We start from the raw sequence: 19719 nt of genomic DNA, 5'->3' as shown, positions 1-19719 counted from the left end.
CGGAAGACGGGCCAATGGAGAATGACATGCTGACCAAGACCCAAACAGTGGATGGCGCGGCGATCAAGAAGGCCATCGAAACCCGTGACGGCAAGATGCTGTCGAGCTTTTATGCCGAAGACGCGCTGGTGCGGGTGATCGACCGCAACAACCCGCCGAGCAAGCCGCGCGAGATCCGCGGACGCGCCGCGATCACCACATTCTGGGACGACATCTGCAGCCGCGCGATGACCCACAAGGTCGATACCACCATCGCCGACGGCGACAGTCTCGCCTTCACCCAGGCCTGCGCCTATCCGGACGGCACCAAGGTGTTCTGCGCGGCGATGCTGGAGCTGAAGGACGGGCGGATCGCAAGGCAGACCGTCGTGCAGGCCTGGGACGAGTAGGCAACAGCCGGTGGATCAACCGCGGCCTGGGCCGCAAAGCTGGAGGAGAAGACGATGTTCAGCGCCAGATGGCAGATCGACGCCAAATTCGGACACAAGCAGACCGTGCTCGACCTGTTGAAGAAATGGGAACGCGAGATCGGCTCGCAGGTCGGCCTCGCCGAGCTGGAGTTCCAGATCATGACCGGTTCTATCGGCGCGCGGGAGGCGACCGTCGAGTCCCATCACCAGGTCGAAAGCCTGGCCCAGTTGGAGGCGTTCTTCGCCAAGATCGGCAAGATCGACGCGCACGCGAAATGGGGCAAGGAGATCGAGCCCTATGTCGTGTCGGGCACCAGCCTATGGAATATTTATCGCGTTGTGGAGTAGCGACTCTTCTCCCCGTGAACGGGGAGAAGAGAAAATAGCCACGCCCGGCCCTTCGCAGGCGCAGGGCGTTCGAAGCTCGAAAAGCCAAGCAATTGGCTTTTCGTTTGCTACGCGGACCACTTCTCAACCATGCGCCACCATCACATGCCGCACGGCGGTGTAGTCCTCCAGCGCATAGAGCGACATGTCCTTGCCGTAGCCGGACTGCTTCAGCCCGCCATGCGGCATCTCGTTGGTCAGCATGAAGTGGGTGTTGATCCATGTGCAGCCATATTGCAGGCGGGCGGCCGTCGCCATGGCGCGCGAGACATCCTTGGTCCATACCGAGGACGCCAGGCCGTAGTCGCTGTCATTGGCCCAGTTCACCGCCTCGTCGACCTCCGAAAAACGAGTAACCGAGACGACCGGGCCGAACACTTCGCGGCGCACGATTTCGTCTTCCTGCAGCGCGCCGGCAACGACTGTCGGCTGGTAGTAGAAGCCGGAACCCTCGCCCGGCTTGCCGCCGGTGGTGATCTCGATGTGGTTCAGTTCCGAGGCGCGCTCGACGAAGCTGGAGACGCGGTCGCGCTGGCGGCGGGAGATGAGTGGGCCGATCTCGTTTTCGGTGTCGTCGGGACGATTGTACTTGATGGTCGAGACGGCCGAGGAGAGATCGGCGACGAGTTTGTCATAGATCTTCCTGCCGGCGTAGATACGGCAGGCGGCGGTGCAGTCCTGGCCGGCATTGTAATAGCCGAAGGCGCGCAGGCCGTTGACCACGGCGCCAAGATCGGCGTCGTCGAAGACGATGACCGGCGCCTTGCCGCCGAGCTCGAGATGCGTGCGCTTGACCGACTTGGCGGCCGCCTGCAGCACTTTCTTGCCGGTGGCGACATCGCCGGTGATCGAGATCATGTTGACCTTGGGATGGTTGATCAGCGTGTTGCCGACGCTGTCGCCGCGGCCGAGCACGACATTGACCACGCCTTCCGGCAGGATTTCCGCAAGGATTTTTGCCAGCTTCAGCGCCGTCAGCGGTGTCTGCTCGGAAGGCTTGAAGACGACGGTGTTGCCGCCGGCGATTGCCGGCGCCAACTTCCAGGCCATCATCATCAGCGGATAGTTCCACGGCGCGATGGAAGCGACGATGCCGATGGCGTCGCGGCGGACCATCGAAGTATGGCCGGGAATGTATTCGCCGGCGACGACGCCGGGCATCGAACGGACGGCACCGGCGAAGAAGCGGTAGCAGTCGACGATGGCCGGGATTTCATCATTGAGCACGGCGTTGATCGGCTTGCCGCAATTGAGCGCCTCGAGCGTGGCGAATTCCTTGGCATCGGCCTCGATGCGGTCGGCGATCTTCAGCAAATAGCCGGAGCGCTGCGCCGGCGTGGTGCGCGACCACAAGACGAACGCTTGTTCGGCGGCAGTGATCGCCGCCTCAATCTGTGCCTGGCTGGCCTCGGGCAGGCTGAGGATGGTCGCCCCGGTCTTTGGATTGAGGATCGGTTCCTCGGTCTCGGTGCCCTTCTCGAATCTCGAGCCGATCAGCATCTGGGTGTCCATAAGGTTTCTCCTTAACAGGAGCGAGTAGCGAGTAGCGAATAGCGAGTAGGGTTTGACTGTCGATCTTCCCTATTCGCTATTCGTCACTCCCTATTCGCTGATTTCATTTTCCACTGCCCGCAATCTGGTCGCCGTCGCGGGTGAGGTAATGGGCGGCAAGGATGGGCAGCAGCGTCACCAGCACCACGACCATGGCGACGACATTGGTCACCGGGCGCTGGCGCGGACGGATCAGCTCTTCCAGCATCCAGATCGGCAATGTCTGCTGCTGGCCGGCGGTGAAGGTGGTGACGATGACCTCGTCGAAGGACAGCGCGAAGGCCAGCATGCCGCCGGCAAGCAGCGCCGTGGCAATGTTGGGCAGCACGACATGTCGGAAGGTCTGAAAACCGTCGGCGCCGAGATCCATCGACGCCTCGATCATCGATCCGGAGGTGCGGCGAAAGCGGGCGACGGCATTGTTGTAGACGACGACGACGCAGAAGGTGGCGTGGCCGAGCACGATCGTCCAGAACGAGAACGGAATGTCGGCGAGCGAAAAGGCCGAGCGCAGCGCGATGCCGGTGATGATGCCGGGCAGCGCGATCGGCAGGATGACCAGCAGCGAGATGGTTTCGCGGCCGAAGAATTTTGTCCGCGAAACCGCCGCCGAACAGAGCGTGCCGAGGACGAGCGCGATCGCCGTCGAGATCGCGGCAACCCTGACCGACAGCGACAATGCCTGCCAGACATCCGGCCGGTTCCAGGTGACGGCGAACCATTGCGTCGTCAGGCCGGGGGGTGGCCAGACAAAGCTCTTCTCCTCGGTGGTGAAGGCATAGACGAAGATCAGCAGGATCGGCAGATGCAGGAACAGCAGGCCGCAGGCGGCGGCGATCTTCAGGCCGAGCGGCGCCGACTGGGAACCATCAGAGCGCATCGAAGGCCCCCATGCGCTTGGCGCCCCAGAGGTAGAAGCCCATGATGACGATCGGCACCACGGTGAAGGCGGCGGCGAGCGGGATGTTGCCGGCCGTGCCTTGCTGCGAATAGACCGCCTGGCCGATGAACAGCCGCGAGGTACCGATGATCTGCGGGATGATGTAGTCGCCCAGCGTAAGCGAGAAGGTGAAGATCGAACCGGCGACGATGCCCGGCAGCGCCAGCGGGAACAGCACGTTGCGGAAGGTCTGTCCCGGAGAGGCGCCGAGATCAGACGAGGCCTCGACGAGATTGCCGGGCACGCGCTCGAGCGCCGCCTGTACCGGCAGGATCATGAACGGTAACCAGACATAGACGAAGACGATGAAGGTGCCGGTGAACGATACCGACAGCGAATTGCCGCCGACGATCGGCAGCGACAGCCAGGCGTCGAGCACCCACAACAAATGCAGCTTGGCGAGGAGCCAGGTGAGGATGCCTTCCTTGGCCAGGATGAGCTTCCAGGCGTAGATCTTGACCAGATAGCTCGACCACAGCGGCAGCATGATGCCGAGATAGAACAAGGCCTTCCAGCGACCGCGCGCATAGCGCGCCGCGTAGTAGGCGATGGGGAAAGCGATGACGGCCGAGGCCAGCGTGACCAGAGCCGCCATCGTCACCGTGCGCAGGATGATATCGAGATTGGCGGCCTGGAACAGGTCACCATAGGTCTTGAGCGTGAACTCACGGTTGATGAGACCGGAAAACTCGTCGATGGAGAAAAAGCTCTGCGCCAGGAGCGCAAACAGCGAGCCGATATAGACGATGCCCAGCCAAAGCACCGGCGGCAGCAGCATGAGCAACAGCAGGACCTTCGGCTTGCGCCAGAAAAGGTCCGACAGCGCGCCACGCAGGCCGCCGCTGCCCGGCAGGATGGCGGGCGCGGGATTGGAGCTGAGCGCGGCGGTCGTCATGATGGAGCTCTGTACTCATGGAGGATGTATGAGAGGCCGAGATCCTTCACACCCCCCTCTGTCCTGCCGGACATCTCCCCCGCAAGGGGGGAGATCAGCAGCTTGTCCGCCTCACCGGCTCTGCAGCGTTGGAAGCTGGCGAAGCCAGTGGTAACAGCCAATCTCCCCCCTTGCGGGGGAGATGTCCGGCAGGACAGAGGGGGGTGCAATGCGCAAACCTTCATCATGCCGGCTCGTCCATCAGATGCAGGTGCTCGCGGTTAAAAGTCAGCACGACCGCCTCGCCTTCCCCAGGCAAGGCCGTGCCGGCCGGCACGATGGCGTGCAGTCGAAGGCCGTCGGCGTCGAGCGCCAGTTTTGTCGTGGCGCCGAGATAGTTGGTCGAGACGAGGCGGGCGGACACGCCTTCACCACTTGTGCCCCCGCTGGCCGCGCGGCCGACGCGAATGGATTCAGGGCGGAGACTCCCCCAGCGATGCTGGCCGGAATAACGCTGGACGAAATCCGGTGGCAGTACATTCGATGAGCCGACAAAATCGGCAACAAAACGCGTCTTCGGCCGCTGGTAGATATCCTCCGGCGTGCCGATCTGCATGATCTTGCCGTCGTTGAAAACGGCGACGCGGTCGGCCATCGACAGTGCTTCGCCCTGGTCGTGGGTGACGAAGACGAAGGTGATGCCGAGCGCCTTCTGCAGCGACTTCAGCTCCTCCTGCATGTTCTCGCGCAATTTGAGGTCGAGCGCGCCGAGCGGCTCGTCGAGCAGCAGCACCTTTGGCTGGTTGACCAGCGCACGGGCGAGCGCGACGCGCTGGCGCTGGCCGCCGGAAAGCTGGCCGGGGCGGCGGGCGCCATAGCCGGGCAGCCGCACCAGTGACAGCGCCTCTTCCGCCGCCTTGTGCCGCTGAGCCTTGCCGACGCCCTTGACCATCAGCCCGTAGGCGACGTTGTCGAGCACGTTCAGATGCGGGAACAGCGCATAGTCCTGAAACACGGTGTTGACGTTGCGGCGATAGGGCGGAACGCCCTCGGCGCGTTCGCCGAAGATCGAGATCGAGCCCGATGTCGGCTGCTCGAAGCCGGCGATGAGGCGCAGGCAAGTGGTCTTGCCGGAACCGGACGGCCCGAGCATGGCGAAGAATTCCCCCGGCGCGATATCGAGATCGACCGCGTCGACGGCGCGCACGCTGCCGAAATGGCGCGAGGCTTTCTGGAAGGAGACGGCGGAGGTCATGGGCTGTCAGTCCGTTGCCGGTTTGGTGTGCTGATGTCGCGCGACGTCCTACCTCCCCCCTTATGGAGAGGTCGCGGCGAAGCCGCGGGTGGGGGTGCCTCGAAAAACGCCGAGCCGACCCCACCCCGACGCTATGCGTCGACCCTCCCCACGAGAGGGAGGGTAAGAAAAATCACCGCCCGCCGATGACGCCGATATAGTCCGACACCCAGCGGTAGTAGGGCACGCACTGGTCGTTCTGGGTGGTGCATTTCGACACCGGCGTCTTCCAGAACTTGATCTTGTCGAAATTCTCGTAGCCGTTGGTCTTGCAGCCTTCGTCGGTCAAAAGCTCGTTGCCCTTGCAGGCGGCGGGCACGACGGGCAGCGAACCGAACCAGGCCGAGACATCGCCCTGCACCTTGGGCGACAGCGAATGTTCCATCCACATATAGGCGCAGTTTGGGTTGGCCGAATCGGCTTCCATCATCGTGGTGTCGGCCCAACCGGTGGCGCCCTCCTCCGGGATGGTGGACGCGACCGGCTTCTTGGCGGCGACCAGCGTGTTGACCTGATACGGCCACGAGCCGGAAGCGACGACGCCTTCGTTCTGGAAATCGTCGACCTGAATGGCGGCGTCGTGCCAATAGCGGCCGACCAGCGTGCGCTGGACGCGCAGCAATTCCAGCGCAGCCTTGTACTGATCCTCGTTCAGTTCGTAGGGGTCCTTGATGCCGAGTTCCGGCTTGTGGAACATCAGATAGTTGGCGGCATCCGCGATGTGGATCGGCCCGTCATAGGCTTGGACGCGGCCCTTGTTGGACTTGCCGTCAGGCAGCTTCATTTCCTCGAAGACGATGTTCCAGCTCTTGGGAGCCTCCTTGAACACGTCGGTGTTGTACATGAGGACGTTCGGGCCCCACTGGTAAGGAACGCCGTAATGGGCGCCGCCGACGGTGAACCACGGCGCGTCCTTGAGGCGCTCGTCGACCGTCTTCCAGCTCGGGATGAGATCGGTGTTGATCGGCTGCACGCGCTTGCCGGCAACGAGGCGCAGCGAGGCATCGCCTGAAGCGGTGACGAGGTCGAAGCCGCCCTCATTCATCAGCGAGACCATTTCATCGGAGGTGTTGGCGGTCTTGACGTTGACCTTGCAGCCGGTCTCCTTCTCGAAGGAGGTCACCCAGTCATAACCCTTGTCGGTTTCGCCGCGCTCGATATAGCCCGGCCAGGCAACGATGTTGACCTGACCTTCGCCCTTGCCAAGTTCCTTGACCTGGGCGACGGCCTGACCGGAAAAGGTCAGCGCAACCGTCAGAGCAGTGCATGACTTCAGGAATGAATTCATTGTCGATCTCCCATTTAGGCGCCTGACCCTGAAAGCCGGTTTCGGTCTTCGCTAGGGGTCACGCGCGGACTGAAAACTGTCAGTTCGTCCGTTGGGCTTGATGCCGCTCTGATGGCGGCTTTGGTCCCTAACCGAAAGTGCTTCGAAAATTCCGGTTTCGCAAATTCATTTATCAGAAGGGCGATATCGGTTTTTCCGATAGGTGGGCAGCCGATCTCTCAGGGACGCTGGCGGACCGTCCGTTGCGACTGGGCAAGGCCGATGAAATCGCGCGCCGCCTGCGGCAGACCGGAGCCGCGCCGCCAGACCATGCCGACCTGGACCACCGGCAAGGAGCCGGAAATATCGCGCGATTCGATGCGGTCGCCTTCCAGCGACCAGGGCCGGTAGACGAGGTCGGGCAGCAGCGCCACACCGGCGCCGGTGGCGACCAGACTGCGCACGGCCTCCACGGAACGGGTGCGGAAGGCGACATGCGGCTTGGCGCCGATCGCCGTCAGCAGCTTGCCGGTATTCTCCTCGATCTCGTCGACGGTCAGCATGATCAGCGTTTCGGAGGCAATGTCGCCAATGCCGATGATGTCGGCGCCGACGAGCGGATGACCGAGCGGCAGCCACAGCCGATAGGCCGAGACTTCGAGGATTTCCGACTGCAACGCGGTGCGGTCGCGCAAATTGGAGGTGACCATGACGGCAATGTCGAGCTTGCCGCCGATCAGGAGGTGTTCGAGATAATCGCCATTGTCCTCGATGGCAGAGACCTCGACGCCGGGATAGGCGCGGCGGTAGCGGGCGAGCAGATCCGACAGCACATAGCCGGCGACCAGTGAGGTGACGCCGAGCTGCAGCCGGCCGGCCGCCACCGTCTGCTCGCCCGAGAAAGAGCGGCGCGCGTCGGAAACGTCCGCGAGAATCTTCGTCGCGTGGCGCAGGAACTGGTGGCCCTTGTGGGTGATGTTGAGGCCACGCGGATGGCGTTCGAACAGTTCGACGCCGAGATCGCTTTCGAGCTCCTTGATCGCTTCGGTGACCGACGATTGCGAGATTGACAGGTTCTGCGCGGCGCCCGAGACCGTGCCTTGCTCGGCGACTGCGATGAAGAACTGCAACTGGCGGATGGTGAAAGCCATGGCCGGACTAAACACGGCGGACGCGATGCTGGGAAGTGGCAACCGGCGAACACTTGACGCCTTCGCCAATCGTAACTAACTAAGTTACATGAAGCGCAACAGCCGACTGTCCTCGACCTTGCACATTCTCGTCCACATGGCCGAGAAGCCCGAACAGGCGCTGACCTCCGAGCAGCTTGCCACCTTCATCCACACCAATCCGGTCGTGGTCCGCCGCACCATCGCAGGCTTGCGCGATGCCGGCATCGTCACCTCGTCACGCGGGCACGGTGGCGGCTGGCTGCTCGGACGGGCGCCCGAGAAAATCTCCCTGGCCGAGATCAGCGCAGCGCTTGGCGAGACGCTGCTGCCGTTCAGCACCGAGCCGGAAAGCCCCGGCTGCCTCGTCGAGCAGGCGGTGATCGCCGTGCTCGACGATTTTCGCATCGCCGCCGAAAAGCTGCTGGCGGAGAAACTGAGCCGCATCACGCTGGCCGACCTGACCGCCGATTTCCGCCGCCGTTTTGACCTCATTGGAGTCTCCAGCCATGCAGTATGATCTTGCCGTCGTCGGCGGCAGCTTTGCCGGCCTGTCCGCCGCCATCCAGGTGGCGCGCGCAGGACGCAAGGTGCTGGTGATCGACGCCGGCCAGCCGCGCAACCGCTTTGCCGAGCATTCGCACGGCTTCCTCGGACATGACGGGCGCGCGCCCGGCGCAATCCTGGATGACGCAAGGCGGCAGCTGCTGGCCTATCCGACAGCCAGGGTTGTCGACAGGCGTGCGGACAAGGCCGTTGCTGCTGACAGCAGCGATTTCGAAATCGCCACCGACGGCGGCGAGACATTCGGCGCCACACGGCTGGTGCTGGCCACCGGGGTGCGCGATATCCTGCCGGAGGTTGCCGGTCTTGCCGAGCTCTGGGGCAGAAAAGTGCTGCACTGCCCCTATTGCCACGGCTACGAGGTTTCCGGCGGGCCGCTCGGCGTGCTCGCAACCGGCCCGATGTCCCTGCATCAGGCGCAATTGATCGCCGATTGGGGCGATGTCACGCTGTTCGGCAACGGCCTGTTCGAGCCTGACACAGAGCAGATGCGCGCGCTGGAGAGCCGAAAGGTGCGGTTTGAGCCCACCAGCGTTGCCGAGCTGCGGGAAGACGGCTCCGGCGGGTTGATCGTCCACCTCGACGATAGCCGAAAGGCCGGCGTCAGGGCGATGTTCACCGCACCGCGCAACACCATGGCCAGCCCGCTGGCCGAACAGCTCGGCTGCGGCTTCACCGAAGGCCTTCTCGGTCCGATAATCACCGTCGATGACAGGCAGCAGACGACCGTGCCCGGCGTCTACGCCGCCGGCGACGCGGCACGTTCGATGCACAACATCGCCTTTGCGGTATCGGCTGGCACCTTTGCGGGCGTCTGCGCCCACCAGTCGCTGGTGTTTAGCTAAACCCGGCTTCCTCGTCGGCGATGCTAAGCCGCGCGCCGGCCTGCGCAAGGGCGGCGGCCAGGTCGTGCGGCGGCGAGCGATCGGTGGCGAGTTCGGAAAAGCTGTCGAAGCCGCAGACCTGGACCAGACCAAGACGGCCGAATTTCGAGTGATCGGTGATGACCAGGGACCGCTGGCCGCGCGACAGCACCATGCGGGCGAACTCGGCTTCATCCAGATCAAAATCCATGACGCCCATCACCGCGTCGACGCCGCCGGTGGAAATGATGGCGTGGCTGACCGAAAAACGACTGACAAAATCGATTGCCGAGGCGCCGAAAGCAGCGCCGGAATCGCTGCGCAGCTCGCCGCCCGCCATATAGACCTTGTTGCCGTTGATGGTGGCCAGCGTGCGGGCAATATCCGAGGAATTGGTGACGACCGTCAGGCGCCGGTGGCCAAGCAGTTCACGCGCAAGGAACGAGGTCGTCGTGCCGGTGTCGAGCATGATCGATTCGCCGTCGCGTATGGTGGCGGCGACCATGCGGGCAATGACGCGCTTGGCGTCGGCGTTCTCACGCATACGCCGCTCGAACGGCGCTTCGCCGATCATCGACGGCAGGCCGATGGCGCCATGCATCTTGAGGACAGAGCCATCACCAGTCAGTGGCTTGACGTCGCGGCGCACTGTCTCGAGCGACACGCCCAGCCGGTCGGCCAGACTGGCGATGGTGACGGTGCCCTCTTCCTGCAGGAGACGCAGGATCTCGCCGTGTCGTTTGGACTGGGCCATCTGGTTTCCCGAACTGATGCTCCTGACCGATTCTAAGGTAATTCAAGTGCTTTTAAAGGAACTACCTTATGCTTTCGGGCAAAATACCCAAAAAAAGTCACACCTTTTTATTGACAAGCGGGCAACCCGGGCGTGAAATCAAAGACATCAACAGGCTTCAGATCTGCGACTGGGGGCAGAGCCGCAACTCAGTGGTCAGGCCGTTTGGAACGTGCCTGTACAAGGAATTTTCAGATCCGCGGGGGCGGATGCCGGGCTCAAAAACCTGGCCAAGGGGCTCGTCGGTGCGGTGCGGGATACCGATCCTGGCGTCCCGCACCGACGAGAGTATTTACGTTTCTCCCCGCCGTCGTTGCGCTGTTCACGGCGCCTTGTCGAAGCCCAGCAAACCAGGGATGATTCCGTGACCGCCGAAGATCGCATCCGCGCCCTGCCCTGCTGGACCGGTGGCATCGAGATCGCACCGCTGCCCGGCGGCCTGAGCAACGCGAATTATGTGGTCACGGACGCGGCCGGACGACATGTCGTGCGCTTCGGCAAGGACTATCCGTTCCACCATGTCTTTCGCGAGCGCGAGGTTATGACCGCGCGGGCGGCGCATGCCGCCGGTTTCGCGCCAGCCGTCCACCATGCCGAACCGGGCATACTGGTAACGGAATTTCTCGGTGCGAAAACCTATCTGGCGGAAGACGTGCGCGCCAATCTCGGCCGCGTCGCGGCTCTGATGCGCGCCTTCCACCGGGAGATGCCCAATCACGTTTCCGGCGCCGGCTTCATGTTCTGGGTGTTCCATGTCATCCGCGACTATGCGCGCACGCTTGAAGAGGGCGGGAGCCGCAAGCGCAGCGACTTGCCGCGCCTTTTGACACTGGCCGACGAACTGGAGCGCGCGCAGAAGCTGCTGCCGATCGTCTTTGGCCACAATGATCTGCTGCCGGCCAACATTCTCGATGACGGCAACAGGCTGTGGCTGATCGACTTCGAATATGCCGGTTTCAACACGGCGATGTTCGACCTCGCAGGCGCCGCCTCCAACGCCGGCATGAGCGACGAGGAATCCTTCGCCTTCCTGACAGCCTACTTCATGAAGGAGCCGGACGATGCGATCCGCCGTTCGCACGCGGCCATGCAATGCGCCTCGCTGCTGCGCGAGGCGATGTGGAGCATGGTCTCCGAGCTCTATCTCGACGCGCCAGGCATCGACTACGTCGCCTACACCGAGGAAAACCTCGTCCGGCTCGACGCGGCACTTGAAAACTACCGGACAAAATACGGGATACAGAAATCATGACATTGCCGAGCCAGGCCGCCATCGTCGTCATCGGCGGCGGCATCATCGGCTGTTCGACGGCCTATCATCTGGCGCGCGACCATAAGGCTGACGTGGTGCTGCTGGAGCAGGGCAAGCTGACCTCGGGTTCGACCTGGCATGCGGCCGGCCTTGTCGGGCAATTGCGCTCGTCGGCGTCTATCACCCGCGTGCTGAAATACTCCGTCGACCTCTACAAGGGACTGGAGGCCGAGACCGGTCTCGCCACCGGCTGGAAGATGACCGGCTGCCTCAGGCTCGCCACCAATGCCGACCGCTGGACGGAGTACAAAAGGCTGGCGACAACAGCAAAAAGCTTCGGCATGGACATGCAATTGCTGTCGCCGGACGAGGTGAAAAGAATGTGGCCGCTGCTGGAGACCGGCGATCTCGTCGGCGCCTCCTGGCTGCCGACCGATGGCCAGGCGAGCCCCTCCGACATCACGCAGTCGCTGGCCAAGGGCGCGCGCATGCATGGCGCCAAACTGTTCGAGGATGTCCGTGTCACCGGCTTCGAAATGAAGGACGGCCGCATCACGGCGGTGAAGACCAGCAAGGGCGACATCGCCTGCGACAAGGTGGTCAACTGTGCGGGCCAATGGGCGCGGCAAGTGGGGGCCATGGCCGGCATCAACGTGCCGCTTCAGCCGGTGAAGCACCAGTACATCATCACCGAGAAGATCGACGGTCTGGCGACCGACGCGCCGACCATCCGCGACCCTGACCGACGCACCTATTTCAAGGAGGAAGTCGGCGGGCTGGTGATGGGCGGCTATGAGCCGAACCCGCAGGCCTGGGCGACTGGTCTCCCCGGCGGCGACGTACCCAATGATTGGGAGTTCAGGCTGTTCGACGACGACTACGACCATTTCGAGCAGCACATGAGCCAAGCGATCGCGCGCGTGCCGGCGCTGGAAACCGTCGGCGTCAAGCAGATGATCAACGGGCCGGAGAGTTTTACGCCGGACGGCAATTTCATTCTCGGCACAGCGCCCGAATGTGCCAACATGTTCGTCGGCGCCGGCTTCAACGCCTTCGGCATCGCCTCGGGCGGCGGCGCCGGCTGGGTGCTGGCGCAGTGGGTGGTCGACGGCGAAGCACCGCTCGACCTTTGGGTGGTCGACATCAGGCGCTTTTCCAACCTGCACCGCGACCGTCAGTGGGTCCGCGACCGCACGCTGGAGGCCTATGGCAAGCACTATACGATCGGCTTCCCGCATGAGGAGTATGCCAGCGGGAGGCCCCGTATCCTCTCGCCGCTCTACGACAGGCTGAAACAGCAAAATGCTGTGTTCGGCTCGAAGCTCGGCTGGGAGCGGCCGAACTGGTTCGCGCCCGAAGGCGTCGAGCCGCAGGACATCTATTCGATGGGCCAGCAGAACTGGTTCGCGGCGGTCGGCGACGAACACCGTCATGTGCGCGAAAAGGTTGGCATATTCGATCAATCCTCCTTCGCCAAATACGAGTTGAGCGGGCCCGATGCGCTGAAGGCGCTGGACTGGATCTGCGCCAACGACGTCAGCAAACCGGTCGGCCGGCTGACCTACACGCAGCTTCTCAACACGCGCGGCGGTATCGAGGCTGATCTCACTGTGGCGAGGCTGGCCGAGGAGAAATTCTACATCGTCACCGGCACAGGTTTCCGCACGCATGATTTCTCATGGATCAGCGATCATATCGGCGAAGGGCTCGACGCCAGGCTTGTCGACGTCACCGAGGATTTCGGCACGCTGTCGCTGATGGGTCCTCGGGCGCGCGACGTGCTCTCGGCGGCGACCGGAGCCGACGTGTCGAATGCCGGCTTCCCGTTCGGCCATGTGCATGAGATTGCCATCGCCGGCCACACGGTTCGGGCGCTGCGCGTCACCTATGTCGGCGAACTCGGCTGGGAACTGCATGTGCCGATCGCGGCCACCGGCGAAGTCTTCGACGCGCTGCTGGCGGCAGGCGAGAAGCATGACATCCGCCCGGTCGGCTATCGGGCGCTGGAATCGCTAAGGCTGGAAAAAGGCTATCGCGCCTGGGGCTCCGACATCACCCCCAACGACACGCCGCAGGAAGCCGGGCTCGGTTGGGCGGTCAAGCTGCGCAAGAACACCGATTTCGTTGGACGGCGCGCGCTGGAGAAGACCAGCGGCGCGGCACTGAAGAAACGCTTTGCCGGCTTCACGGTCGACGACCCCGAGATCGTGCTGCTCGGTCGCGAAACCATACTGCGCAATGGCGATCCGGTCGGTTATCTCAGCAGCGGTGGTTATGGCTACACGCTGGGCAAGACCATCGGCTACGGCTATGTGCGCAACGCCGACGGGGTGAGCGACGATTTTCTGGTCTCGGGCGACTATGAACTGGTGGTTGCGATGGAGAGGACACCGGCCAAGATCCATCTCGAGCCGATGTACGACCCGGCAGGCGCCAGGGTCAAAGCGTAGGTCAGGTCACGCGCAGTGCGAGACCGCGGCTGGGCACGGTGTCGGCTTCGCCCGGCATGGAGACGTAAGGGCGCGTTTCCTCGACGCGGGTGACGAGGCCTTGCACCTCGATCTCGCCGACACGCGTGGCAAAGCCGGCATCCCACAGCGTGTTCTTGACCGTCAGCACGATCACGCCGCCCGGGCGGCAGATGCGGATTAGCTCGTCCAGCCCCTCGACGCCGACATGGCCCGAGGTGAAGACGCCGGCCGAGATGATCCCGGCATAGGCATCATCGGCAAAGGGCAGATGACCGCCGAGCGCCAGGCAATGGAGCGCGGAATAGACGCCCTTGCGGGCCGCCTGATCCAGCATGCCTTGTGAAATATCGAGTGCCTCGACTTGCGGGTAACCAGCAATATCAAGCCATTCGCCGATGAGCCCGGTGCCGGCCCCGGCATCGAGCAGCGGTGCTGAACCGCGCGGCAGATGGCGGGCCAGCAAGGCAAGGCAGATCGTCGGATGGCGATAGCCGGCGGCCGACATGTCGGCGTCATAGGTTTCCGACCAGCGATCATAGAGTGCGGCCACCTCTTCGGGCCGCTTTGCCGCGTAGGCCGCGCCGAGCGCGCCATGATGTTTGCTGTCCGCCACTTTTATCCAGTCCGCCAATTTTTGATCTCGCAGTGATGATAGCCAAAGCGCGAAAATTGTGGAACCGTCGCTGCGACAAATAACGGCGTGGGGGCGCAGGCATGGTGACTGACGAGGCGCGTGCGGCACTGGACGCCATTCCCATGCTGGCCGGCTACAGCGGGCCGCTGGAACGGCTGGGCGGCCTCACCAACCTCGTCTTCAAGGCCGGCGACTTCTGCCTGCGCATTCCCGGCAAGGGCACCGAGGAATACATCAACCGGGCCAACGAAGCAGTGGCTGCACGCGAAGCGGCAAAGGCAGGGGTCAGTCCCGAGGTGCTGCATGTCGACCCCGGCACCGGGGTGATGGTGACACGCTACATCGCCGGCGCCGAAACGATGTCGCCGGAGAAATTCCGGACACGTCCGGGCAGTCCGGCCCGCGCCGGCGAGGCCTTTCGCAAGCTGCACGATTCAGGCGCGGTGTTTCCCTTCCGCTTCGAATTGTTCGCGATGATCGACGATTACCTCAAGGTGCTGTCCACCAAGGAGGTCGCCCTGCCCGCCGGTTATCATGACGTGGTGCGCGACGCCGAGAGCGTGCGCTCGGCGCTGGCCGCCTATCCGCTGCCGCTCGTTGCCTGCCACTGCGATCCGCTGTGCGAGAACTTTCTCGATACCGGCGAGCGGATGTGGATCGTCGACTGGGAGTATTCGGGCATGAATGACCCACTCTGGGACCTTGGCGACCTCAGCGTGGAAGGCAAATTCGACACGGGGCAGGATGAGGAGATGATGCGCGCCTATTTCGGCGGCGAGGCCAAGCCGGCGGAGCGCGGCCGCATCGTCATCTACAAGGCGATGTGCGACCTGTTGTGGACGCTGTGGGGGCTGATCCAGCTCGCCAACAACAATCCGGTCGATGATTTTCGCGCCTATGCCGACGGTCGGTTCGCGCGCTGCAAGGCGCTGATGGAGACGACGGAGTTTTCACGGCACCTGGCGGCGATACGTCAGGGCTGAGCCTACTAATTCACGCCCTTCGGCACGTTTTCGGGCGGCACCGCAGTCTCGACCACTTTCTGGCGGTGGAAGATGAACAGGCCGGCCAGAACGACGATGCCCGAGCCGATCAGTATGCGCGGGCCTGGCACGTCGCCGAAGAATGCCAGTCCGAACACCACCGCCCACAGCAGCAGCGTGTAGTGCAGCGGCGCCAATGTCGAAGCCGGCGCCAGCTTGAGCGCCCTGGTGATCATCAGATGCGCGCCGCAGGAGACGATGCCGAGCAGCAGCATGGCGCCGAGATCGAGCGCCGACGGCGTCTGCCAGGCGCCGATGGTCAGCACACCCCCGACCAGCAGCGTGCCGATAGTCTGCCATGTCACCAGATTGGTGTCGCTGGTGCCGCGCAGCCGGCGGTTGAGGATGATGGCGAAGGCGAAGGAGATGCTGCCCACCAGCGCAAAGCCCGACGACAGCGAGAACGCCGCCGAGGACGGTTTCAGCATGATCAAAACGCCGCAGAAGCCGAGCAGGATCGCCATCCAGCGGCGCCAACCGACCTTTTCGCCAAGCAAGAGGTGCGAGAGCGCCGCAACGTAGATCGGCCCGGCCATGTAGAAACTCATGACATCGGCAAGCGGCAGATAGACCACGGCGGCATAAAAGAGCGCGGTGTCGAGCGTGGTCATGACAACGCGCAGCAGCTGCAGCTCCAAGCGCTCCATGCGAAACAGCTTGGCCGTGCCTTGATGGGCAATCATCGGGCCAAGCACGAAAAAGGCGCCGATGGAGCGGATCAGCACCACCTGACCGACGGAGAAGCTGGCGACCAGCCACTTGCCCATGGCGTCGTTCAGCGCAAACAGGAAGTCGCCGGCCAGCATCAGCAGAATGCCGGCCAGAAGCACATTCCTGATCGTCGAATTCTGCGCCACGGGCTGCGTCATGCCGATCCCGATTCCTCCCTGGTAAGCCGCGTCGTAGACGGAAGCGGCGGCTTTGACGAGGAGAATTCGGGCAATGGGTAAGACCAGCGCCAGGAATCGGCTGTATCTAGCTGGATATGTGCCGCCGGTTCACCATTCCCGGCCTTCCGTCGATGGACAGCCTGGTTTCCTGCTTCGTCCGCTCCGCCACCACCTTGCCCCTGGCGATGACGCACAGGCGCTCGGCGCGCAAGCGCAGGGCTTCGACCGGATTGCCGGCATCGAGGACGACAAGGCTGGCGCGCTTGCCGACCGCCAGGCCGAGATGATCGAGGCCCATGATCGCGGCATTGACGTTGGTGACCATGTCGAAGCAGCGCGCCATCTCGGCCGGGCTCGACATCTGAGCAACGTGCAGACCCATGAAGGCGACATCGAGCATGTCGGCGGTGCCAAGCGAATACCAGGGATCGAGCACGCAATCCTGGCCCCAGCCGACGCGAATGCCGAGCGCCAGCATCTCCTTGACCCGAGTCAGGCCGCGGCGCTTCGGGAAGGTGTCGTGGCGGCCCTGCAGCATGATGTTGATCAGCGGATTGGGAATGACCGAGACGCCGGCCTCGGCGATCAGCGGCAGCAGCTTCGAGACGTAGTAATTGTCCATCGAATGCATCGATGTGAGATGCGAGCCGGCCACCCTGTTTTGCAGACCAAGGCGCTGCGTCTCATAGGCAAGCTGTTCGATGTGACGCGACAGCGGGTCGTCGGTCTCGTCGCAATGCAGGTCGACCATCAGGCCGCGTTTGGCCGCGATCTCGCACAGCTCCGTTACCGAACGCGTGCCGTCGGCCATGGTGCGCTCGAAATGGGGGATGCCGCCGACAATGTCGAGGCCCGTGTCCAATGCGCGGATGGTGTTCTCACGTGCCGTCGGCGAGCGGTAGAACCCGTCCTGCGGAAAGGCGACCAGTTGCAGGTCGATATAGGGGGCGACCGTCTTCTTGACCTCGAGCAGCGCCTCGACCGCCAGCAGCCTGTCATCGCAGACATCGACATGGGTGCGGATTGCGAGCAGGCCCATCGACACCGCCCAGTCGCAATAGGCCAATGCGCGATCACGCACCGCCTCATGCGTCAAAAGCGGCTTCAACTCGCCCCATAGCGAAATGCCTTCGAGCAGCGTACCCGACGCGTTGATGCGCGGAATGCCGTATGAGAGCGTCGCGTCCATGTGGAAATGCGGATCGACGAAGGGCGGCGAGACCAGATTGCCACGGGCGTCGATCTCGGTTCGCGCGGAACCCTGCATAACGGGCTCGATCGCCGCGATCGTCTCGCCGCTGATGCCGATGTCGGCAACGCTGCCATCAGGCAGCGTGCCGCCGCGAACGATAAGGTCGAAATCCATCTGTCGTCATCCCGTCAAAAGAATCATCTGATATAGCCGAGGCTGGAAATCGCATCTCGTCGATGCCGCTTGCAACAGCGGTTTGTCCGCGGCGGCCGCGGATGGTTCCATCCGGCCGCAACTCCCTCTATAAGCCGCCTTCGTTGTCCCGGTTTCAAGGATCCGCCGTTTGTTTCGTTTCTTCCGCTCGACGGAAAACCAGCGCCTCGTTGCGAGGTTGATCCGGGAATCCTTTTACCAGCACAGGTTTGGCTACGGCGCCGCGATCTTGTCGATGCTTGTGGTGGCCGCCACGACCGGCGCCAGCGCCTGGATTCTCAAAGAGATCACCGACGAATTCGTGGTCTTCAAGCGGATTGACCGCGTCAACCTGATTGCGGCGGGGGTTGCCACGATCTTCATCCTCAAGGGTCTCGCCAACTTCATCCAGGCCTATTTCATGAGCCGGGTCGGCAACGCCATCATCGCCGATCGCCAGCGCAAGATCTACGACCGCATCCTGGCGCAAGGCATCGAATTCTACCATTCGACCTCGTCGTCCGACCTGATCACACGCATGACCAACAATGCGCAGGCTGCGCGCAACGTGCTCGACCTCGTTGTCACGTCCTATGTGCGCGACCTGTTGTCGCTGGTTGTCCTGGTAGGGGTCATGGTCTGGCAGCAGCCAGCCTTGTCCATAATCTGCTTTGTCGTCGGCCCCTTGGCTATCTACGGGGTCAACCGCATCCTCAAACGTGTTCGCAAGTTCGCCGCGATGGAGTTTCGCTCGGTCGGCCAGATCGTGCAGGTGATGCAGGAAACGGCAATCGGCGTGCGCGTCGTCAAATCCTTCAACCTCGAAGGCGCAATGCGCAACCGCATGTACAAGGCCGTGTCGGACGTCGAGAACCGGGCCAACAACATCGCGACGCTGGAGGCTGCGACAAGCCCGGTGATGGAGACGCTGGCCGGACTGGCAATTGCCGGGGCCATCTTCGTCAGCGGCTTCCTGGTCTTGCAAGGCGGCCAGATGCCTGGAAACATCATGGCCTTCATCGGGGCGCTGCTGTTTGCCTATGAGCCGGCAAAGCGCCTTGCGCGCGTGCGCATATCGCTGGAAAGCGGCATTGTCGGCGTGCGCATGATGTTCGAGCTCGCCGACCAGCCGCTGACTCTGGTAGAGAAGCCCGACGCGAAGCCGCTTCTGGCCGGACCGGGCGAGATCCGGTTCGACGCGGTCGACTTCGCTTATCAGAACGGGCCGCCGGTGCTGGACAGGTTCGATCTGACGCTTGCGCCCGGCAAGATGACGGCGCTGGTCGGGCCTTCCGGCGGCGGCAAGTCGACGATTCTAAACCTGATCATGCGCATGTACGACCCGAAGAGCGGCAAGGTGCTGTTCGATGGTCAGGATATTTCCCATGCGACGCTCGCATCGCTGCGGGAAAAGATCGCCTATGTCAGCCAGGACACGTTCCTGTTTGCCGGCACCATCATGCACAACATCCGGCTTGGGCGCGAGGGTGCGACCGACGAAGAGGTGATCGCCGCCGCCAAGGCGGCCAACGCCCATGACTTCATCAGCGCGCAGGCGAAAGGCTACGAGACGGATGTCGGCGAGAATGGCGGCCTGCTGTCGGGCGGCCAACGCCAACGGATCTCGATCGCACGCGCCATGCTGCGCAATGCCGAGATCCTGCTTCTGGACGAAGCGACCAGCGCGCTCGATGCCGAATCGGAAGCACTGTTCCGCGACGCGCTGCAGCAATTGACGGAAGGCCGCACGACGATCGTTATCGCGCACCGTCTGTCGACCGTGCACCAGGCTGACACGATCGTGGTGCTCGAAGCCGGCAAGGTGGTGGAAAGCGGCCCGCACAAGACCTTGCTCAAGCAGGGCGGGCTCTACCAGAAGCTTTATGAGTATCAGTTGATGCCGTGATGGTGTTCCGGATGTTGGAGCCAGACG

At 63.2% G+C, this 19719-nt stretch carries 18 protein-coding genes; 8 read left to right on the top strand and 10 right to left on the bottom strand.

Annotated elements, in window-relative coordinates; all coding sequences use genetic code 11:
* The first annotated feature begins 26 nt into the window (after window positions 1-26).
* Both NKJ00_RS21755 and NKJ00_RS21750 read left to right on the top strand, forming a co-directional pair.
* A complete protein-coding gene (locus NKJ00_RS21755; protein WP_352610811.1) occupies window positions 27-389 on the top strand; it encodes a nuclear transport factor 2 family protein in 363 nt (120 codons plus the stop codon).
* A gap of 54 nt (window positions 390-443) precedes the next feature.
* Window positions 444-758 (top strand): hypothetical protein, encoded by a 315-nt coding sequence (locus NKJ00_RS21750; protein ID WP_127290045.1) that lies wholly within the window; start codon window positions 444-446, stop codon window positions 756-758.
* A gap of 123 nt (window positions 759-881) precedes the next feature.
* Here the strand turns inward: NKJ00_RS21750 and NKJ00_RS21745 are convergent, their stop codons facing one another.
* The 6 genes from NKJ00_RS21745 to NKJ00_RS21720 form a co-directional block, all read right to left on the bottom strand.
* Window positions 882-2309 carry a gamma-aminobutyraldehyde dehydrogenase gene (locus NKJ00_RS21745; protein WP_352439716.1) on the bottom strand — a complete coding sequence of 476 codons (1428 nt, stop codon included), beginning with the start codon at window positions 2307-2309 and terminating at the stop codon, window positions 882-884.
* Between the two features lie 103 nt (window positions 2310-2412).
* Window positions 2413-3228 (bottom strand): ABC transporter permease, encoded by an 816-nt coding sequence (locus NKJ00_RS21740; protein WP_352610813.1) that lies wholly within the window; start codon window positions 3226-3228, stop codon window positions 2413-2415.
* Complete coding sequence (locus NKJ00_RS21735) at window positions 3218-4183, bottom strand: ABC transporter permease (RefSeq protein ID WP_023811677.1); 966 nt, start codon at window positions 4181-4183, stop codon at window positions 3218-3220. Before NKJ00_RS21735 ends, NKJ00_RS21740 begins: the two co-directional genes overlap by 11 nt.
* Window positions 4184-4406: 223 nt before the next feature.
* Window positions 4407-5417 carry an ABC transporter ATP-binding protein gene (locus NKJ00_RS21730; protein WP_352439717.1) on the bottom strand — a complete coding sequence of 337 codons (1011 nt, stop codon included), beginning with the start codon at window positions 5415-5417 and terminating at the stop codon, window positions 4407-4409.
* 172 nt (window positions 5418-5589) lie between these two features.
* Window positions 5590-6744 (bottom strand): ABC transporter substrate-binding protein, encoded by a 1155-nt coding sequence (locus tag NKJ00_RS21725; RefSeq protein WP_023811674.1) that lies wholly within the window; start codon window positions 6742-6744, stop codon window positions 5590-5592.
* A gap of 218 nt (window positions 6745-6962) precedes the next feature.
* Entirely contained in the window at window positions 6963-7874 is a 912-nt protein-coding gene (locus tag NKJ00_RS21720; protein WP_023811673.1) for a LysR family transcriptional regulator, read from the bottom strand.
* A gap of 88 nt (window positions 7875-7962) precedes the next feature.
* Between NKJ00_RS21720 and NKJ00_RS21715 the strand changes: the two genes are divergently transcribed.
* A complete protein-coding gene (locus NKJ00_RS21715; protein ID WP_128304833.1) occupies window positions 7963-8412 on the top strand; it encodes an RrF2 family transcriptional regulator in 450 nt (149 codons plus the stop codon).
* Window positions 8402-9301 (top strand): NAD(P)/FAD-dependent oxidoreductase, encoded by a 900-nt coding sequence (locus NKJ00_RS21710; RefSeq protein ID WP_128304832.1) that lies wholly within the window; start codon window positions 8402-8404, stop codon window positions 9299-9301. Before NKJ00_RS21715 ends, NKJ00_RS21710 begins: the two co-directional genes overlap by 11 nt.
* Here NKJ00_RS21710 and NKJ00_RS21705 read toward each other — a convergent pair.
* Window positions 9294-10073 (bottom strand): DeoR/GlpR family DNA-binding transcription regulator, encoded by a 780-nt coding sequence (locus NKJ00_RS21705; RefSeq protein ID WP_352631093.1) that lies wholly within the window; start codon window positions 10071-10073, stop codon window positions 9294-9296. The two genes, NKJ00_RS21710 and NKJ00_RS21705, sit on opposite strands and share 8 nt — an antisense overlap.
* Before the next feature lie 403 nt (window positions 10074-10476).
* Between NKJ00_RS21705 and NKJ00_RS21700 the strand changes: the two genes are divergently transcribed.
* Both NKJ00_RS21700 and NKJ00_RS21695 read left to right on the top strand, forming a co-directional pair.
* Window positions 10477-11364, top strand: a complete 888-nt coding sequence (locus tag NKJ00_RS21700) for a phosphotransferase family protein (RefSeq protein WP_128304831.1) — start codon at window positions 10477-10479, stop codon at window positions 11362-11364.
* Entirely contained in the window at window positions 11361-13814 is a 2454-nt protein-coding gene (locus NKJ00_RS21695) for a GcvT family protein (RefSeq protein ID WP_352551067.1), read from the top strand. Before NKJ00_RS21700 ends, NKJ00_RS21695 begins: the two co-directional genes overlap by 4 nt.
* 1 nt (window position 13815) lies before the next feature.
* Here NKJ00_RS21695 and NKJ00_RS21690 read toward each other — a convergent pair whose 3' ends face one another.
* Window positions 13816-14448: a class I SAM-dependent DNA methyltransferase gene (locus tag NKJ00_RS21690; protein ID WP_352551068.1), complete on the bottom strand. Its 633-nt coding sequence runs from the start codon at window positions 14446-14448 to the stop codon at window positions 13816-13818.
* A 101-nt stretch (window positions 14449-14549) separates the two neighbouring features.
* On the opposite strand from NKJ00_RS21690, the gene NKJ00_RS21685 reads away from it, so the two are divergent.
* Complete coding sequence (locus NKJ00_RS21685; protein ID WP_023811666.1) at window positions 14550-15452, top strand: phosphotransferase family protein; 903 nt, start codon at window positions 14550-14552, stop codon at window positions 15450-15452.
* 5 nt (window positions 15453-15457) lie between these two features.
* Here the strand turns inward: NKJ00_RS21685 and NKJ00_RS21680 are convergent, their stop codons facing one another.
* Both NKJ00_RS21680 and NKJ00_RS21675 read right to left on the bottom strand, forming a co-directional pair.
* Window positions 15458-16381: a DMT family transporter gene (locus NKJ00_RS21680; protein ID WP_023811665.1), complete on the bottom strand. Its 924-nt coding sequence runs from the start codon at window positions 16379-16381 to the stop codon at window positions 15458-15460.
* Between the two features lie 106 nt (window positions 16382-16487).
* Window positions 16488-17768: an amidohydrolase family protein gene (locus NKJ00_RS21675; protein ID WP_352631091.1), complete on the bottom strand. Its 1281-nt coding sequence runs from the start codon at window positions 17766-17768 to the stop codon at window positions 16488-16490.
* Between the two features lie 169 nt (window positions 17769-17937).
* On the opposite strand from NKJ00_RS21675, the gene NKJ00_RS21670 reads away from it, so the two are divergent.
* Window positions 17938-19692, top strand: coding sequence for an ABC transporter ATP-binding protein (locus NKJ00_RS21670; RefSeq protein ID WP_128363991.1), 1755 nt, complete (start codon window positions 17938-17940; stop codon window positions 19690-19692).
* The last annotated feature ends 27 nt before the right edge of the window (window positions 19693-19719 follow it).

The sequence above is a fragment of the Mesorhizobium sp. M0227 genome (assembly GCF_040321855.1).
GTDB lineage: Bacteria > Pseudomonadota > Alphaproteobacteria > Rhizobiales > Rhizobiaceae > Mesorhizobium.
This window is presented reverse-complemented; position numbering and strand designations above follow the sequence as displayed.

Bases quoted from the DNA above. Each gene is read 5' to 3' on its own strand.
- NKJ00_RS21675 (WP_352631091.1), bottom strand. From the start codon at position 17,768: ATGGATTTCGACCTTATCGTTCGCGGCGGCACGCTGCCTGATGGCAGC.
- NKJ00_RS21735 (WP_023811677.1), bottom strand. From the start codon at position 4,183: ATGACGACCGCCGCGCTCAGCTCCAATCCCGCGCCCGCCATCCTGCCG.
- NKJ00_RS21720 (WP_023811673.1), bottom strand. From the start codon at position 7,874: ATGGCTTTCACCATCCGCCAGTTGCAGTTCTTCATCGCAGTCGCCGAG.
- NKJ00_RS21695 (WP_352551067.1), top strand. From the start codon at position 11,361: ATGACATTGCCGAGCCAGGCCGCCATCGTCGTCATCGGCGGCGGCATC.
- NKJ00_RS21725 (WP_023811674.1), bottom strand. From the start codon at position 6,744: ATGAATTCATTCCTGAAGTCATGCACTGCTCTGACGGTTGCGCTGACC.
- NKJ00_RS21740 (WP_352610813.1), bottom strand. From the start codon at position 3,228: ATGCGCTCTGATGGTTCCCAGTCGGCGCCGCTCGGCCTGAAGATCGCC.
- NKJ00_RS21755 (WP_352610811.1), top strand. From the start codon at position 27: ATGCTGACCAAGACCCAAACAGTGGATGGCGCGGCGATCAAGAAGGCC.
- NKJ00_RS21715 (WP_128304833.1), top strand. From the start codon at position 7,963: ATGAAGCGCAACAGCCGACTGTCCTCGACCTTGCACATTCTCGTCCAC.
- NKJ00_RS21710 (WP_128304832.1), top strand. From the start codon at position 8,402: ATGCAGTATGATCTTGCCGTCGTCGGCGGCAGCTTTGCCGGCCTGTCC.
- NKJ00_RS21745 (WP_352439716.1), bottom strand. From the start codon at position 2,309: ATGGACACCCAGATGCTGATCGGCTCGAGATTCGAGAAGGGCACCGAG.
- NKJ00_RS21685 (WP_023811666.1), top strand. From the start codon at position 14,550: ATGGTGACTGACGAGGCGCGTGCGGCACTGGACGCCATTCCCATGCTG.
- NKJ00_RS21750 (WP_127290045.1), top strand. From the start codon at position 444: ATGTTCAGCGCCAGATGGCAGATCGACGCCAAATTCGGACACAAGCAG.
- NKJ00_RS21680 (WP_023811665.1), bottom strand. From the start codon at position 16,381: ATGACGCAGCCCGTGGCGCAGAATTCGACGATCAGGAATGTGCTTCTG.
- NKJ00_RS21730 (WP_352439717.1), bottom strand. From the start codon at position 5,417: ATGACCTCCGCCGTCTCCTTCCAGAAAGCCTCGCGCCATTTCGGCAGC.
- NKJ00_RS21705 (WP_352631093.1), bottom strand. From the start codon at position 10,073: ATGGCCCAGTCCAAACGACACGGCGAGATCCTGCGTCTCCTGCAGGAA.